Raw genomic sequence first — 15652 nt, forward strand, 5'->3', positions numbered from 1 at the left:
ATGTGATTTTGCCCGTATTCAAGCATTGCCCCTGCTGCCTACATGACACCCGAAACCCGGACAACCGCCCCCCCGATGCACGCCTGAGTGCAATTGCTGGCCCGACTGCGCAGATCAATCTAAAAGTTCGGAGAGGAAATACTGAAAAGCTTGTAGGAAAAGAACCATATGCCAACGCCGCCATTGGCCCGCGCGTTGTCGATCAGGAATGACTGGTTCCCGGTTTCAAAGGGCTTGGGGTGACTGAACAGTCACTCACGCGGACGCGCCAGCCATCGTCGCCGCCAGAACCCCGGCGCCAACATTCAGAAATAGTGGCACTTTGTGTCCCTGTTTTCCCCTACAGACGTAGGACAAATCCATAGGCTTAAATCCCGCTCCAGATCATGTTCATGGAGAAATGACTGCGTGGGCGGCTTTTATACAGACGGCAGACGATTCAGTGATGGCTCTGAACCAGGGATGACAAGGATATGAATCTGACCGGCAGTATTCGCAACATGGAAAACCCGCATTTTTACTGGCAACTGGGAGAGCTGATTGCGAGCACCGGCGATGATCATTTCGCCAGCAACATGTTCCAGCTGGTCGACACACTGGTGCCGGTCAACCGGGTCGATCTGAGCGAGTGGACCCTTGATGAACGTCAGGCCAGCGTGGTCGAGATCACCCCGCTGGGCAGCGCAGGCCTCGTACAGAACGTGCCGCCGCCCGATCCGCTGCAGCATCCGGATGCGCATCCGTTGCTGGAGAAAATGATCGAGATGAATGACTCGTTACTGATTCAACTAAAGGCTTCATTGCAGCCACGCCATCCGCAACACAACGCCCACCAGTGCAATCTGGTTTCGCGTACGTCCAACCGCCGCTGCGTCATCTCGTTTTATCGACCGCACACGCAACGGGTGTTTTCCCTGCCGGAGCTGTCGTTTCTCAAACGCCTGTCCGACACCCTGCTGCCGCTGATCGAGCGCCATGCGCAGATCAGCCGGCAACTCCTCGCCAGACAGCCGCGTCAGCCCCTGGCCGAACTGGATCAGGCGCCGCTGGCGCAGGTGTTCGACGAGCGACTGGGGCTGTGCGGGATTGTCTTGTCGGCGCGCGAAAAAGAAGTCTGTCTGGGGCTGTTGACCGGCGGTACCGTGCCGCAAATGGCGGACAGACTGCGGGTCAAGAACAGCTCGGTCGAAACCTACCTGAAGCGGGCGACCGCGAAACTCGGGGTCAGTGGCCGGCATGGTCTGGCGAAGTGGATGGCCGGGGCTTGAGCGCCCCTTCAGAAAAGCCTGCCATTGACTCAAAGGTTTATTCCCCCGCAAGAATTCGAGGCTGTTTGATGTCCTTACGTCTTTCCCTGGTGTCCATCGCCATGCTGATGGCCGGCTGTTCGCTGATTCCCGACTACCAGCGGCCCGCATCACCGGTTGCCGCGCAATACCCGACGCCCACACAAACCGCAGCCAGCACTGAAGACTGGCGCACGCTGTTCAACGACCCGGCCTTGCCGCAACTCATCGATTCGGCCCTGCTCAACAACCGCGACCTGCGTGTGGCCGCGCTAAATGTCGAAGCCTTCCAGGCGCAATACCGCATTCAACGCGCCGACCTGCTGCCGGCGGTGTCGGCCAATGCCAGCGAATCGCGCCAGCGCATGCCACCCAGCGTGACCCGCAGCAAGTCGATGATCAATTCGACCTACGCAGTCAATCTGGGCGTCAGTGCCTATGAACTGGATTTCTTCGGCCGGGTGCGCAGCCTCAGTGAGCAGGCCTTGCAAACCTGGCTGGCGACCGAACAGGCAAGGCGCAGCGCCGAGTTGAGTCTGGTGGCCAACGTCGCCAACGCCTACCTGACGTGGCGTGCCGATCAGGAGCTGCTTGAGCTGACCCGCCAGACCCTCGCTGCCGATGAACAAAGCCTGCGCCTGACCACCCGCAACCGCGACGCCGGCAAGTCTTCGGCGCTGGAGCAGGCTCAGGCGAAGACCAGCGTCGACAGTTCACGGGCCAATCTGGCGCGCTATCAGCGGCAGGTCGCGCAGGATCTCAACAGCCTGACATTGCTGGTCGGCGCGCCGGTGCCGGACACGCTGCCCGCGCGTCCGTTGACCAGTGATCTGGTGCAACAGTTGCCGGCCGGTCTGCCATCGGACTTGCTGCAACGGCGCCCGGACATCCTGCAGGCGGAATACACTCTCAAAGCGGCCAACGCCAACATCGGCGCAGCCCGGGCGGCGTTTTTCCCCAGCGTCAGCCTGACCGCCAGCGCCGGCACCTCCAGCCGCGACCTGTCGAGGTTGTTCAACGCGGGTTCCGGCGCCTGGACCTTTCAGCCACAGATCAGCCTGCCGATCTTCAACGCCGGCAGTCTGCGGGCGAGTCTGGATTATTCGAAACTGCAGAAAGACGTGGCGGTGGCCGAATACGAAAAATCGATCCAGACCGCGTTTCAGGAAGTCGCTGACGGGCTGGCGGCGCGCAGTACTTATCAGCAACAACTGCAGGCGCAGAGTGATCTGGTGCAAGCCACGCAGGATTACTACACTTTGGCGCAGCACCGCTATCAGAACGGCGTCGACAGCAGTCTGGTGTTCCTCGATGCCCAGCGTTCGCTGTTCAGTTCGCAGCAAGGGCTGATCACCGATCGCCTCGCGCAACTGGTCGCCGAAGTGAATCTGTACACCGCGCTGGGCGGTGGCTGGCCGCTCGATGTATCCAGCCCGCAGTGAATACGCGTCACTTTTTCTTACACCTTTTGTCGCCAGATCCCACGCTGTACGGCGATCCGCGGCCGGTCTTTGCCTTCAGTTTGGTATCATGCGCCGCTTTTACGGTTAACCCACCCCGCCAGTCCTGTTGACTGACGGGCTGCAAAAGGCGGTATCAGATGACGGTTTTGTTGACTCGCCGCAAGGTGCTTGCGGGAATGGGCGTGCTCGGGCTCGGCCTGCTCGCCGGCTGCGACACCCGCGGCGAACTGTCGTACAAGTACGGCAAGGATCTGAGCGACAAGATCCTCGGACGCACCTTCAAACTGAAGAACACCGATGGCGAAACCATGTCGCTGTCGAGCTTTCGCGGCATGATGCCGATGATTTTCTTCGGCTTCACCCAGTGCCCGGCGGTCTGCCCCACCACCCTCGCCCGCGCGGCGAAAATCAAGAAACTGATGGGCAAGGATGGCGACCGCCTGCAGGTGATCTTCATCACCCTGGACCCTGAGCGCGATACGCCAGAAATCCTCGACGCCTACATGAAAGCCTTCGACCCCAGCTTCGTTGCGCTGTACGGCACCGTTGAGGAAACCAAGGCCACGGCCAAGGAATTCGACGTGTTCTACGAGAAAGTCCCGGCGGGCGACACCTATACCATCTCGCATACATCGACCAGTTACGTTTACGACTCCCGTGGCGGCTTGCGCATGGGGCTGTCCACATCGCTTTCGGCAGAAGAATGCACGGAAGACTTGCTTACCGTTATGGAGGTTTGCTGATGCACCCCGTTCTGAACAACATCAAACGCGCCGCACTGACCCTGTCCCTGCTGGGTCTGGCGTTCCAGGCTTCGGCGCAGACCCAAGTCGACGACGCCTGGGTACGTGCCACCGTGCCAAGCCAGTCCGCCAGCGGCGCGTTCATGACCATCACCGCCGACAGCGACAGCAAATTGCTCAGCGTTGCCTCGCCCGTGTCCAAAGACGTGCAGATTCACGAAATGTCCATGAAGGACGATGTGATGAAAATGGGCCCGGTGCAGTCGGTCGACCTGCCGGCCGGCAAAGCGGTCAAGTTTGATCCGAACGGATACCACGTCATGCTCATGGGCCTCACTGCTCAGCTCAAGGAAGGCGAAATCGTTCCTTTGACCCTGACCGTCGCAAACGCCAAGGGCGAGAAAGAAACCATCGAAGTGAAAGCGCCAGTGCGCTCGCTGACCAACATGGAAGGTCATGATCACAGCAAAATGCACTGATCTGACGGACTGAAAGACCTGCGGGGCGGCATGATCAAAAATCATGCCGCCCCGTTTTTTCGGGCGCGATAATGTTGACGAGAAGTCGACGTTGAAATCCCGACTTCGCAGATGCGCAGGCAAACAGATCAAAGGCTTGTTAAACAGCCTGAAACAATAAATCCGCCGCCACGGAAACCCTGTGCTGTCGGCTTGTGTCGCCCGACACCCACGCCAGTCACGCGCTCAAGGATTTCTCGTCTGTGCAAACGCTACCGGCCAGCCAATCACCTGCGCGTTTAAAAAGGCGATCAGACAGCGCGCCCTTGGTATCATCGCCCACACTTTTTTGACGTTTTGATGACTGGAAGGTCTTTTTTTGTGAGCGCTCTTCTGAACGGCTTGCGGCACCCGCGGGCTCGCCTCCTGTCCCTTATTTTTCTGGTGCTGATTGTGCCGGTGTGCCTGCGTGCGGCACTCGGCTGGTCGACAGCCTTGGGTTATGTCTCGGACCTGGCCATCGGCAGCCTGCTGGTGGTGCTGTTACATCGTCGGGCGTGGTGGCTGGCATTGCCGGTGCTGCTGTTCTGGGGATTGTTGACTGTGGCGACGGCAGAACTGGTCAGCGCCGTCGGGCGTCTGCCGAATCCTTCCGATCTGCATTACCTGATCGACCCGCAATTCGTCGAGAACTCTACCGGTGGTGGTCTCGCGCATCCGGCGTTGGGCATCACCTTACTGCTGGCCATGATGGTGTGGCTGCTCACGCAGTTCACTGCTCGAGGCATCGCCCGCCCAGCCCTGCCCCGCGCGGCCTGGAGCGCACCGCTGGTGTTGTTCGCCGCGCATTGGGGCACGCAGAATCTCTGGCCCGACGAAGCCGATCCATGGCGCGTGTACAACCTGCCGCATCAATTGCTGGCCACCGAGGTGGCCGACGTGCAGATCCAGGTCGAAGAATGGCTGGACGGTGACTTCGAGGAAGTCGCGCCGGCCATGGCCGGGTTGACCGATGTCGATCTCAACGGCCACAAGCTGCTGGCCGGCCCCGGTCAGGCGCGCAATGTGTTGATCATCGCGCTGGAAGGCATTCCCGGTGCGTACATCCGCGCCAACCGCGAGGCCATCGGCAGTCATTATCAGGAAGACCTGATGCCCAACCTCAGCCGCTGGGCCGAGCGCGGCATGAACACTCCGGACTACGTGCTGCACACGCACCAGACCATTCGCGGTCTGTACGCGATGCTTTGCGGCGATTACGACAAGCTCAACAACGGCACGCCAAAGGGCGTGGAAATGCTCACCCAGAAGGAGCGCAACCAGGCGTGTCTGCCGGCGCAACTGCGTGAGCACGGTTTCAGCACTCACTACTTGCAGGGTGCCGGCCTGCGCTTCATGGCCAAAGACAAGATCATGCCGCACATTGGTTTCGATGCGACCCACGGTCTGGAATGGTTCAGTAATGCCAACTATCTGGAGTTCCCGTGGGGCAAGGATGACAAGGCGTTTTTCGAAGGTGCGCTGGACTATGTCGGCCAACTGAAGAAACACAAACAACCGTGGATGCTGACCTTGTTGACGGTCGGCACGCATCAGCCCTACTCCGCGCCGGAAGACTATCTGCAGCGTTACGAAACACCGAAACAGGCAGCCGTCGGTTATCTGGATGACGCGCTGGAAGAATTCCTCATCGGCCTGGAACGCCAAGGCGTACTGAAAGACACGCTGGTGGTGATCACGTCCGACGAATCCCACGGCATTGATGGCGTGCGTCTGGCGTCATCCTGGGGATTCAACCTGACCCTTGCGCCGGAGCATGAGCAACTGCCGCGACTCAACGCCGGGGTTTACGGGCATGTTGACCTGAGCACGTCGATCCTCGACTACTTCGACCTGCCGGTGCCCAGCGCGCTGAGCGGGCGTTCGCTGTTTCGTGACTACGATAGCGGCCGGGAAATCATGTCGTACACCAACGGCAAACTGCGCTACCACGACGGGCGCGGAATCTTCTCCGAATGCGACATGCCGCGCCGTTGCCGCTACTACGAAAGCGCCGGTTTCATCGCCGAAAGTGCCACCTACAAGGGCAACTACAGCGGCCAGCGCGCCCGCCAGATTGCCGCCCGCGCCAATGCCCTGGACCTGTCACTGCTGCGCACGCCGCTCAATCAGCGTTATCAGTTCGGCAGCACCAACGTCATCCCGCTGCAAGCGCAGATCAAGGATGACTGGGCCGACAACCTGATCGGCGCGCAATACCTGGAAATGCCCAAAGGCTCGCACACCCGCGTGCGCCTGACCGTGCGCTCGGTCGATCCGCAACAGGCGGCGTACATCCAGCTCAAGGCCAAGGAGTTTGAGCAGGACGTGCAACTCGGGTTGCCCACCGAGATGGTCGCCACGGCGGATCAACCGCTGGAAATGGATTTCAGTTTCGACAACCCGCAACAGCGCAAGGCGTTTTCGTTTCACTTGTTGGGGTATGGCTTGGGGGCAGTGGAAGTGACGGACTTCAGTGTGATTACTGAAGTACCGGGGCAGGAGGATTTGCTCGACGACATTGTGGAGGATGAAACGGCACAGTCGAGTTGAGTCTGTTTGAAAGACTTTGCCTATGACCCACCAATAGTCGGCCTATTAGCCGACTCTCCAAGTCGGGTCTAGCCTTACTAGTCCGAAGTCGGCACGAGCCGGCCGTAGCAGACCTGATAAGGACCCGAACATGGCAAACGAATCGAAATGCCCGTTCAACCACGCCGCCGGTGGTGGTACGACGAACCGTGACTGGTGGCCGAATCAACTCAACCTGAAAATCCTGAGTCAGCACTCGCCCAAGTCCGATCCGCTGGGCAAGGACTTCGACTACGCCAAAGGGTTCAAGAGCCTGGATTTCCAGGCGCTGAAACAAGACCTCAACGCGCTGATGACTGACTCTCAGGACTGGTGGCCTGCCGACTTCGGCCACTACGGCCCGCTCTTTATCCGCATGGCCTGGCACAGTGCCGGGACTTATCGCACGGCGGATGGCCGCGGTGGCGCCGGCTCGGGTCAGCAGCGTTTCGCCCCGCTCAACAGTTGGCCGGACAACGTCAGCCTCGACAAGGCGCGGCGGTTGCTGTGGCCGATCAAGCAAAAATATGGTCGCAATATTTCCTGGGCCGACCTGATCGTGCTCACCGGTAACGTCGCGCTGGAATCCATGGGCTTCAAGACCTTCGGTTTCTCCGGCGGACGTCCCGATGTGTGGGAGCCGGACGAAGACGTGTATTGGGGTTCGGAACACGAATGGCTGGGCGGCGACAGCCGTTACGGCAAAGACAAGTCGGCCATGCAGGAACCCGGCGACGGCACGCTGGTAGCCGAGCCTGACTTGCACGGTAAAGAGGAAAGCCGCACCGATCAGGGCGAGCGCAATCTGGAAAATCCGCTGGCCGCTGTGCAAATGGGCTTGATTTACGTGAACCCGGAAGGCCCGGAAGGCAATCCGGACCCCGTGAAGTCGGCCCTGGATATCCGCGAAACCTTCGGCCGCATGGCCATGAACGACGAAGAAACCGTCGCACTGATTGCCGGTGGCCACGCCTTCGGCAAAACCCACGGTGCCGGTCCCGCCGACAATGTCGGCCCTGAGCCAGAAGCCGCCGGCCTCGAAGAACAAGGTCTCGGCTGGCGCAACGCATTCGGTACCGGCAAGGGCGGCGACACCATCACCAGTGGTCTGGAAGTCACCTGGACGACCACTCCCACCCGGTGGAGCAACAACTATCTGGAGAACCTGTTCGGCTTCGAGTGGGAATTGAGCAAAAGCCCCGCCGGTGCACACCAGTGGAAACCGAAAAACGGCGCCGGTGCCGGCACCATTCCCCACGCTCACGATCCGAACAAACGCATCGACCCGACCATGCTGACGTCTGACCTGGCGCTGCGTTTCGACCCCGCCTATGAACAAATCTCTCGGCGCTTTCTGGCCAATCCCGAGCAGTTGGCCGATGCCTTCGCCCGCGCCTGGTACAAACTGATCCACCGCGACATGGGGCCACTCTCCCGCTATCTCGGCCCGGAACTGCCGAATGAAGAATTGCTCTGGCAAGATCCGATTCCTGAGGCCAACCACCCGCTGATCGACGACAGCGACGCTGCTGCGTTGAAGAGCAAAATCATCGCGTCGGGTCTTTCGGTGTCGCAACTGGTCTCGACCGCTTGGGCGGCGGCCTCGACGTTCCGTGGTTCGGATAAACGCGGCGGCGCCAACGGTGGTCGTCTGCGTCTGGAGCCGCAAAAATCGTGGCCGGCCAATCAACCTGAACAGTTGGCCAGCGTACTGAAAACCCTGGAAGACATTCAGAGCGAGTTCAATGACGGTGCATCTGGCAAGAAGGTTTCGCTGGCGGATCTGATCGTGCTGGCGGGTAATGCCGGGGTCGAGCAAGCGGCGAAAAACGCCGGTCATTCGGTCTCCGTCCCCTTCTCTGCGGGCCGCACCGATGCTACGCAAGAGCAGACTGACGTTGACTCGTTCGGCTTCCTCGAACCGATTGCCGATGGCTTCCGAAACTACAGCAAAGGCAAATACACCGTTTCGGCCGAGGCGCTGTTGATCGACAAGGCGCAACTGCTCACCCTCTCCGCGCCGGAAATGACCGTGTTGCTGGGTGGCCTGCGCGTACTTGGCGCAAACGTCGGGCAAAGTCGCCACGGCGTGTTTACGTCGCAGACTGAAGCGCTGACCAACGACTTCTTCACCAACCTGTTGGACATGGGCGTGGAGTGGAAACCCACCAATCGGGATGCCGATGAGTTCGAGGGACGGGACCGCAAGAGCGGCAACGTGAAATGGACGGCGACCCGGGTTGATCTGGTGTTCGGTTCCAACGCCATACTGCGGGCGCTGGCTGAGGTGTATGCCAGTTCGGATGCCAAGGAGCAGTTCGTTAAGGATTTCGTGGCGGCGTGGACGAAAGTGATGAACCTTGATCGGTTTGATTTGAAGTAACGCAAAACAACTGTGGGAGCGGGCTTGCTCGCGAAGGCGGTGTATCAGTCGACTTCTCTGTGTCTGATATACCGCCTTCGCGAGCAAGCCCGCTCCCACATTCAGTTATGCGTCAAGCCAGGCTCTTGCTAACGACTTCATACACATCGCTGGACAACTGCCCCGACGCCAGAATCCGCTCCAGCTCGCCTTTCATCAACGCCTGACGAGCGTCGTCGTATTTGCGCCAGCGCGTCAGCGGCGCCAATTGGCGCGAAGCGATTTGCGGGTTGAAGCCGTTCAGTTCGATCACCAGATCCGCGAGGAAGCGATAGCCGGAGCCATCCGCCGCGTGGAAGTTGATCAGGTTCTGCCCGGCAAACGCACCGACCAGCGCACGCACCTTGTTCGGGTTCTTGATGTTGAACGCCGGGTGCTGCATCAGCGCCTTCACCCGTGCCAGACCGCCCGGCAAGGTGCTGCCGGCCTGGACGCTGAACCACTGATCCATGACCAGCGGATTGTCCTTGAAGTGCTCGGCGAAACTCGCCAGCGCCAGTGCTTTCTGCTCTTCGAACGGCGAGTTGACCAACACCGCCAGTGCGGTCAGGCGTTCAGTCATGTTGTCGGCCGTCTCGAATTGCTCCAGTGCCGCCGCCAACACTTGCGGCTTGCCACTGAGCATCAGGTACGAGAGCGCAATGTTTTGCAGCGCACGACGGGCGAAATGTTCGGCTTCGGCCACGTACGGGGTCTGCTTCGACAGGTCGCGGTTGGCCTGATAACGCAGCCACAGCGCTTCGAACAGGTTATCCGCCAACTGTTTGCGGGCGAACTCGCGAGCGATATGGATGGCGTCGACGTCCGCCACTTCACTGATTTCGGTGAGGTACGCCTCGCCCGGCAGCGACAGCATTTCGGCAACCATGGCCTGATCCAGCGACTCATCGGACAGCACTGTTTTCAGCGCCGAAATCAGCCGCGGATCGAGCACCAGACTCTCGCCCTTCTGCTGCTGGGCGATCAGTTCTTGCAGCACCTGCACCGACAGTTGCTGACCGGCATCCCAGCGGTTGAAGCCGTCGCTGTCGTGCTGCATCAGGAACATCAGTTGATCGCGGTTGTACGGGAAGCTCAGTTTTACCGGTGCCGAGAAGCCGCGCAGTAGTGAAGGCAGCGGCTGCTCTGTGACATCCACGAAAGTGAAAGTCTGCTCGGCTTCAGTCACCGAGATGACGCGGGTATTGCCTTGAGCCGAGGCCTCACCGGCCAGGCGCAGGGCAATTTCGTTGCCGTTGCTGTCCAGCAGGCCCAGTTCGACCGGGATCACGAACGGCAACTTTTCAACTTTGTCCGGGGTTTCCGGGCAGCTCTGGCGGAAGGTCAGGCTGTAGGTTTTCGCCTCAGCGTCGTAAGACTCGCTCACCGCCAGACGTGGCGTGCCGGCCTGGCTGTACCAGCGCTTGAACTGGGTCAAGTCAACGCCGTTGGCATCTTCCATCGCCTTGATGAAATCGTCACAGGTCACTGCCTGACCATCGTGGCGTTCGAAGTAAAGGTCGCTGCCCTTGCGGAAGCCTTCGGCGCCCAGCAAGGTGTGGATCATACCGACCACTTCCGAACCCTTTTCGTAGACGGTCAGGGTGTAGAAGTTGGAAATTTCGATGAAGCTGTCCGGGCGCACCGCGTGGGCCATGGGACCGGCATCTTCGGCGAACTGGTGGGTACGCAGGTACGCCACGTCCTGAATGCGCTTGACCGTGGCCGAGTTCATGTCCGAGGAGAACCCGGCGTCGCGGAACACCGTGAAGCCTTCTTTCAGCGACAACTGGAACCAGTCACGGCAGGTCACGCGGTTGCCCGACCAGTTGTGGAAGTATTCGTGAGCGACGATCGCTTCAACGCGTTGATGCGCGGCGTCGGTGGCGGTTTCGGCGCGGGCCAGTACGGCGCTGGAGTTGAAGATGTTGAGGCCCTTGTTCTCCATCGCGCCCATGTTGAAGTCGTTGACGGCGACGATCATGAAGATGTCCAGATCGTACTCGCGACCGTAGACCTCTTCGTCCCAGCGCATCGACTTCTTCAGGCTGTTCATTGCGTGCTGGCACTTGTCGATGTTTTCCGGCTCGACGTAAATGCGCAGCGCGACGTTGCGGTTGGTCATGGTGGTGAAGCTGTCTTCAACGCACCACAAGTCACCGGCCACCAGCGCGAACAGGTACGCCGGTTTCATGAACGGGTCTTCCCAGGTCGCCCAGTGCCGACCGTCTTCACCCGGGCCGCTAGCGATCGGGTTGCCGTTGGAGAGCAGCACCGGGTAGCTGTGCTGTTCGGCGACCACGGTGGTGGTGAACTTGCTCATCACGTCCGGACGGTCAAGGTAATAGGTGATCTTGCGAAAGCCTTCAGCCTCGCACTGGGTGCAAAACATCGTGCCGGACTTGTACAGGCCTTCCAGCGCGGTGTTGGTTTCCGGATGGATCCTGACGCTGGTGTCGACCGTGAAGGTTTCGCTGGCCGGTTGCAGGGTCAGGTGATTCTCGGTCAGTTGGTAATCGTCGGCGCTCAGTTCCTGGTCTGCCAGGGTCACGGAGAGCAATTCCAGCTGCTGGCCGTCGAGCACCAGCGGCGGCAGGCCCGGGCCACGGGACGGGTTGCGGCGCATCACCAACTGCGCGTGCACCAGGCTGTGATCCTCGAACAACTCGAAGGTCAGGTGTGTTTCGTCGATCAGGTACTCGGGCGCCTGATAGTCCTTCAGGTAAATCATCTTCGGTTGTTCGGTACGCATGCTGGAGTCCTTATTGATGCACGGCGAGCTGATAAGCCGTGTACTTGCGAATGTTGATCACGCCGGTGTCGAAGATCAGATATTGGCCCTTGATCCCCAGCAGCGTGCCTTCGGCAATCGGGTTTTTGTCCAGATTGAAACTGACGATTTTGGCCGGGTATTGCTCGACGGGATAGCGGATTTCCAGCGGTTCCACGTCGCGAATTGTCTGAATTGCCTGTAGGCCAAATCGCTGTTGCAAGCCCTGCAGGCCTTCGGCGCAGCTTTCAAACAACTGATCGCGCACCTGCGCCAGATCGACGGCCACCGCATCGCCCTTAAGCAGTGCACGCCAGTTGGTCTTGTCGGCCACCTGACTGCGGAACAGGTCTTCAACGAAGCCCGACTGCTGCCGTGTCGAAACGCGCATGATCGGCAACGCCTGACTCGCGCCCTGATCGAGCCAGCGAGTCGGCAATTGCGTAGCACGGGTGATGCCAACCTTGATCCCCGACGAGTTGGCCAGGTAAACCACGTGGTCGGTCATGCAGAACTGCTCGCCCCACACCGGATCCCGGCAGGTTCCGGCCTCAAAGTGGCAGCGTTCCGGGCTCATGATGCAGATATCGCACTGCGCCAGTTTGGTCATGCACGGGTAGCAATAACCCTGGCTGAAACTGGTTTTGGTCTTACGCCCGCAATGGGTGCAGTGAATCGCCCCCAGGTATTCCAGACGCACCGTGGTGCCGATCAATGGATTGACCGGCACCTCGACGTCATCCAGACGAAACGCGTACTGCACGTTCGGCCCGTCCAGGTGCGCCGACATTTTGCTGATTGCACCGCGGCCAATCTCGATCAATGGATGGCATCCGACTTGAACAGGATGTTCGGCACTTCGATCGACTTCGACGCACATTCTTGCGGGCCCATGTAACCGGTGCGCTGTTCTTCAGGCAGGTTCTGGATTTCCCAGGCGATCATCGCCTGCAACGACAATTCACGCTGCTCGGCGGTGAGTTTGCCACCGTCGGACCATTTGCCGATTTCCACGGCCAGTTTCAGGCTCTCGTAGATGTCCGGGGTGATGTTCTTGATCATTTCGTTAAAAGAGGACATCAGGGTCTCCGTGCTCTTTATTCACTGAAAATTTTAGGCGGCCAGTTTACGGCGGTTATACAAACCACCCAACAAACCGGTGAAGCATCCGATGAGTAACCCGCCGACGTGGGCGGCGTTGGCGATCTGGCCGAAACCGATCATCGAGATCAGGCCGGACATGCACACCAGCAACCACACCAGCATCATCACCAGCACGCCACGCGGCAGGCGATAAGCCGGGTTTGGCGCCAGCAACTGGAATATCCAGCAGTGCCCAAGCAGACCGTAAAGCACGCCGGACAAGCCGCCAAACAGGGTCGGGCCGCTCCAGGCGAACTGTGCGTAGTTGGAAACGAGGCTGAACAGCAAGGTCAGACCGATCAGATTGATACTGCCCTGACGCGACTCGATGCGCCGCCCCAGTTCCCAGTACCACATGCCGTTCATGGCCAGGTGCAGGATGCCAAAGTGGATCAGCATCGGCGTGACCAGCCGCCACCACTGCCCTGCCGCAAGGCTGTCTTCCAGCGGCGTGAAGTGGATGTAGTCGCCGATCACCCGGAAGTCGAGAAAGGTCAGCCAGCGCAGGGTTTCGAGGTTGTCGCCGAGAAAGGTCAGGCCGGCGACGATCAGGCACAGCAATAGAATAAACCCGGTGGCTTTGGCGTATTTCAGCTGTTCGGCGAAACTCGGGCGCTTTAGGGGCTGCGCGACCGGTATGTCCAGTTGCTGATCGGGATCACCGGCGGGAAAGCGCTCGTACAGCGAGCGCACGTCGTCGCTGATCTCCGAGGGCACCCACAACACCTGTTCACCGGCCTCTTCGCTGACGCGATGTGGCACTTGCATGCGTTGCAGCAGTTTGACGAAACCGCTCAGATCCGCCGCCAGCGGCAGACGCAAAACCGCGACCGAACTCATTGCAGTACCTCCGGCCGCTCGACATCGACCCAGACAAATTTATGCGGATCCAGACGCGTTTCCTGATCCAGACGATAGGCCACCAGTTTGCCGTAGAGCACCGCGCTGTAATCCAGACACGCGAGGTTCGGACGGATCGGCGCCGGTTTGCCGCTGCGCCAGTAGTGGCCGACGAACAGCAAAGGCTCGTCGACGCCGTAGCGCAGCAGGTTGTTTTTCTCACTGGAGGTCAGTGGTTTTTGCGCCACCGGCTCAGGCAAGGCATCGGGCTGAAAGACGATGTCGCCGTAGGTCTGCGGATCATCTTCCCAGAACTTGGTGCGGAAGAACGAACGCACCAGACCGTCGCCGCTGGTCATGGTCAAACCATCCGGCAGGCGCATGTCGGTGCCGCGCAGCAAGCGGTCAAACACCGTGCAGGCAAAACTGCCCGGGACGGCGGACGATTGCAGGAAGTGCTCGTCGATACAGCCATTCGGAAACAGCGCACGCAACGGCTCGATCAGACCGGCATCCCAGCAGGCATGCACGACCCGGAAACGTCCGGCATCGACAAACAGTGGAAGGTCGTAGAACCAGCGCTGGAAGTCGTGCCAGTCGCCGGGATGGTCTTCGAACTGGGTCAGGGTTTCGTGCAGCAGACGCGCGTGGCGCGGCGTGTGTTCGCGGACGAACTGCTTGCCGCTGCCCGGTAGCGCCGGCGTGCTCCAGCCCAAGGCGTTGAATTCGTGGTTGCCCATGATGCACAAGGCCTGGCCGGCCTCGACCATGTCGTGGACGATGTGCAGCGCCTCGCGAATCCGCGGGCCACGGTCGATGATGTCGCCGACAAACACGGCCATGCGCGATGGGTGCCGCCAGACCCCGCCCTGCTTGTGATAACCGAGCCGGTCAAGCAAGTGCTCCAGGGTCAGGGCGCATCCGTGCACGTCACCAATCAAGTCATAACTGCGCGCGGGATCGAGCATCAGTCGCCTCCACCACCCAACTTGCTGCCCCAGCCGAGCTTGGTCCGGCAGACTTCGTAGTAGTTGTGGTCGAGCGGGTGAATCAGCCGCAGCTTCTGTGCTTTCTTGCTGACGGTGATGGTGTCGCCCGGCGCGCAGGTGAAGTGGTTCTGCCCGTCGCAGGAGACTTGCGGGTAAATCTGCATATCTTTGGACACGACGATTTTCAGCTCACTGTTGCCATCGACCACAATTGGCCTGCTGGACAACATATGGGGGTACATCGGCACGATCACAATGGCATCGAGCTTGGGATGCATGATCGGCCCGCCCGCCGACAACGCGTACGCGGTGGAACCGGTCGGCGTCGCAACGATCAGGCCGTCGGCCTTCTGACTGCAGACGAACTGGCCGTCGATGTACAGCTCGAACTCGATCATCCGCGTCGATTTGCCGGGGTGCAGCACGACGTCGTTGAGTGCATCGCCCTGGCCGATGGCTTCACCGTGGCGGCGAACTTCAGCCTGCAACAGGAAGCGGTTTTCCACCAGATAATGGCCGTCGAGCACCTTGGCGACTTCGACTTCCAGCTCATCCGGACGAATGTCAGTGAGGAAACCGAGGCTGCCCCGGTTGATCCCCAGCACCGGAATATTGTGCTTGGCCAGCGCCCGGGCAGCACCGAGCAGGCTGCCGTCACCGCCAACGACGATGACCATGTCGCAGACTTCGCCGAGCATCTTGCGCGACGAGGTTTGCAGGCCGTGGCCCGGAAGGACTTCGGCAATGGTGTCTTCGAGGATCACATGCAGGTGACGATCGAGCAGAAACCGTTTCAGTCGGCGGACGGTATCCAGCACCTGGGAACTGCCCAGGCGACCGATGATGCCGATATTACGAAATTGCTCCATGGGACCTCTGCGGACAATCGAAAACGCGAAAAGCACGATTATGGGCGAAAGCCTGCGATAGACAAAATCCTTTCAGCCTC

12 protein-coding genes are annotated in these 15652 nt (G+C 60.0%); 6 read left to right on the top strand and 6 right to left on the bottom strand.

What is annotated here, in order from left to right; all coding sequences use genetic code 11:
* Positions 1 to 473: 473 nt before the first annotated feature.
* The 6 genes from F2P67_RS12295 (at position 474) to katG (ending at position 8943) form a co-directional block, all read left to right on the top strand.
* Positions 474 to 1268, top strand: coding sequence for a helix-turn-helix transcriptional regulator (locus tag F2P67_RS12295; protein WP_166220683.1), 795 nt, complete (start codon positions 474 to 476; stop codon positions 1266 to 1268).
* Between the two features lie 68 nt (positions 1269 to 1336).
* Entirely contained in the window at positions 1337 to 2728 is a 1392-nt protein-coding gene (locus tag F2P67_RS12300) for an efflux transporter outer membrane subunit (protein WP_166220685.1), read from the top strand.
* A gap of 158 nt (positions 2729 to 2886) precedes the next feature.
* Positions 2887 to 3492: an SCO family protein gene (locus tag F2P67_RS12305; RefSeq protein WP_166220687.1), complete on the top strand. Its 606-nt coding sequence runs from the start codon at positions 2887 to 2889 to the stop codon at positions 3490 to 3492.
* Positions 3492 to 3971: a copper chaperone PCu(A)C gene (locus tag F2P67_RS12310; protein ID WP_166220689.1), complete on the top strand. Its 480-nt coding sequence runs from the start codon at positions 3492 to 3494 to the stop codon at positions 3969 to 3971. The genes F2P67_RS12305 and F2P67_RS12310 overlap by 1 nt, the downstream gene beginning before the upstream one ends.
* Before the next feature lie 360 nt (positions 3972 to 4331).
* On the top strand, positions 4332 to 6542 hold the full coding sequence (locus F2P67_RS12315) for a sulfatase-like hydrolase/transferase (protein ID WP_166220691.1): 2211 nt from the start codon (positions 4332 to 4334) through the stop codon (positions 6540 to 6542).
* Between the two features lie 130 nt (positions 6543 to 6672).
* Positions 6673 to 8943 carry a catalase/peroxidase HPI gene (gene katG, locus F2P67_RS12320; RefSeq protein ID WP_166220693.1) on the top strand — a complete coding sequence of 757 codons (2271 nt, stop codon included), beginning with the start codon at positions 6673 to 6675 and terminating at the stop codon, positions 8941 to 8943.
* A 112-nt stretch (positions 8944 to 9055) separates the two neighbouring features.
* On the opposite strand, the gene pepN is transcribed toward katG, so the two are convergent.
* From pepN to F2P67_RS12350, 6 genes are read right to left on the bottom strand one after another with little or no spacing between them, the layout of a single operon-like run.
* Complete coding sequence (pepN, locus tag F2P67_RS12325; protein ID WP_166220695.1) at positions 9056 to 11713, bottom strand: aminopeptidase N; 2658 nt, start codon at positions 11711 to 11713, stop codon at positions 9056 to 9058.
* A gap of 10 nt (positions 11714 to 11723) precedes the next feature.
* The gene (locus F2P67_RS12330) at positions 11724 to 12554 is read right to left on the bottom strand and encodes a DUF2797 domain-containing protein (protein ID WP_178120926.1); all 831 of its coding nucleotides are present in this window, start codon (positions 12552 to 12554) and stop codon (positions 11724 to 11726) included.
* Positions 12551 to 12811, bottom strand: coding sequence for a YeaC family protein (locus F2P67_RS12335; protein WP_093221961.1), 261 nt, complete (start codon positions 12809 to 12811; stop codon positions 12551 to 12553). Before F2P67_RS12335 ends, F2P67_RS12330 begins: the two co-directional genes overlap by 4 nt.
* A 33-nt stretch (positions 12812 to 12844) precedes the next feature.
* Positions 12845 to 13714 (bottom strand): rhomboid family intramembrane serine protease, encoded by an 870-nt coding sequence (locus tag F2P67_RS12340; RefSeq protein WP_166220699.1) that lies wholly within the window; start codon positions 13712 to 13714, stop codon positions 12845 to 12847.
* Positions 13711 to 14682: a metallophosphoesterase gene (locus F2P67_RS12345; RefSeq protein ID WP_166220701.1), complete on the bottom strand. Its 972-nt coding sequence runs from the start codon at positions 14680 to 14682 to the stop codon at positions 13711 to 13713. The genes F2P67_RS12340 and F2P67_RS12345 overlap by 4 nt, the downstream gene beginning before the upstream one ends.
* On the bottom strand, positions 14682 to 15572 hold the full coding sequence (locus tag F2P67_RS12350) for an NAD(+) kinase (protein WP_166220703.1): 891 nt from the start codon (positions 15570 to 15572) through the stop codon (positions 14682 to 14684). Before F2P67_RS12350 ends, F2P67_RS12345 begins: the two co-directional genes overlap by 1 nt.
* Positions 15573 to 15652 lie beyond the last annotated feature (80 nt).

The sequence above is a fragment of the Pseudomonas atagonensis genome, from assembly GCF_011369485.1.
GTDB lineage: Bacteria > Pseudomonadota > Gammaproteobacteria > Pseudomonadales > Pseudomonadaceae > Aquipseudomonas > Aquipseudomonas atagonensis.

Bases quoted from the DNA above. Each gene is read 5' to 3' on its own strand.
- F2P67_RS12295 (WP_166220683.1), top strand. From the start codon at position 474: ATGAATCTGACCGGCAGTATTCGCAACATGGAAAACCCGCATTTTTAC.
- F2P67_RS12300 (WP_166220685.1), top strand. From the start codon at position 1,337: ATGTCCTTACGTCTTTCCCTGGTGTCCATCGCCATGCTGATGGCCGGC.
- F2P67_RS12305 (WP_166220687.1), top strand. From the start codon at position 2,887: ATGACGGTTTTGTTGACTCGCCGCAAGGTGCTTGCGGGAATGGGCGTG.
- F2P67_RS12310 (WP_166220689.1), top strand. From the start codon at position 3,492: ATGCACCCCGTTCTGAACAACATCAAACGCGCCGCACTGACCCTGTCC.
- katG (WP_166220693.1), top strand. From the start codon at position 6,673: ATGGCAAACGAATCGAAATGCCCGTTCAACCACGCCGCCGGTGGTGGT.
- pepN (WP_166220695.1), bottom strand. From the start codon at position 11,713: ATGCGTACCGAACAACCGAAGATGATTTACCTGAAGGACTATCAGGCG.
- F2P67_RS12335 (WP_093221961.1), bottom strand. From the start codon at position 12,811: ATGTCCTCTTTTAACGAAATGATCAAGAACATCACCCCGGACATCTAC.
- F2P67_RS12340 (WP_166220699.1), bottom strand. From the start codon at position 13,714: ATGAGTTCGGTCGCGGTTTTGCGTCTGCCGCTGGCGGCGGATCTGAGC.
- F2P67_RS12345 (WP_166220701.1), bottom strand. From the start codon at position 14,682: ATGCTCGATCCCGCGCGCAGTTATGACTTGATTGGTGACGTGCACGGA.
- F2P67_RS12350 (WP_166220703.1), bottom strand. From the start codon at position 15,572: ATGGAGCAATTTCGTAATATCGGCATCATCGGTCGCCTGGGCAGTTCC.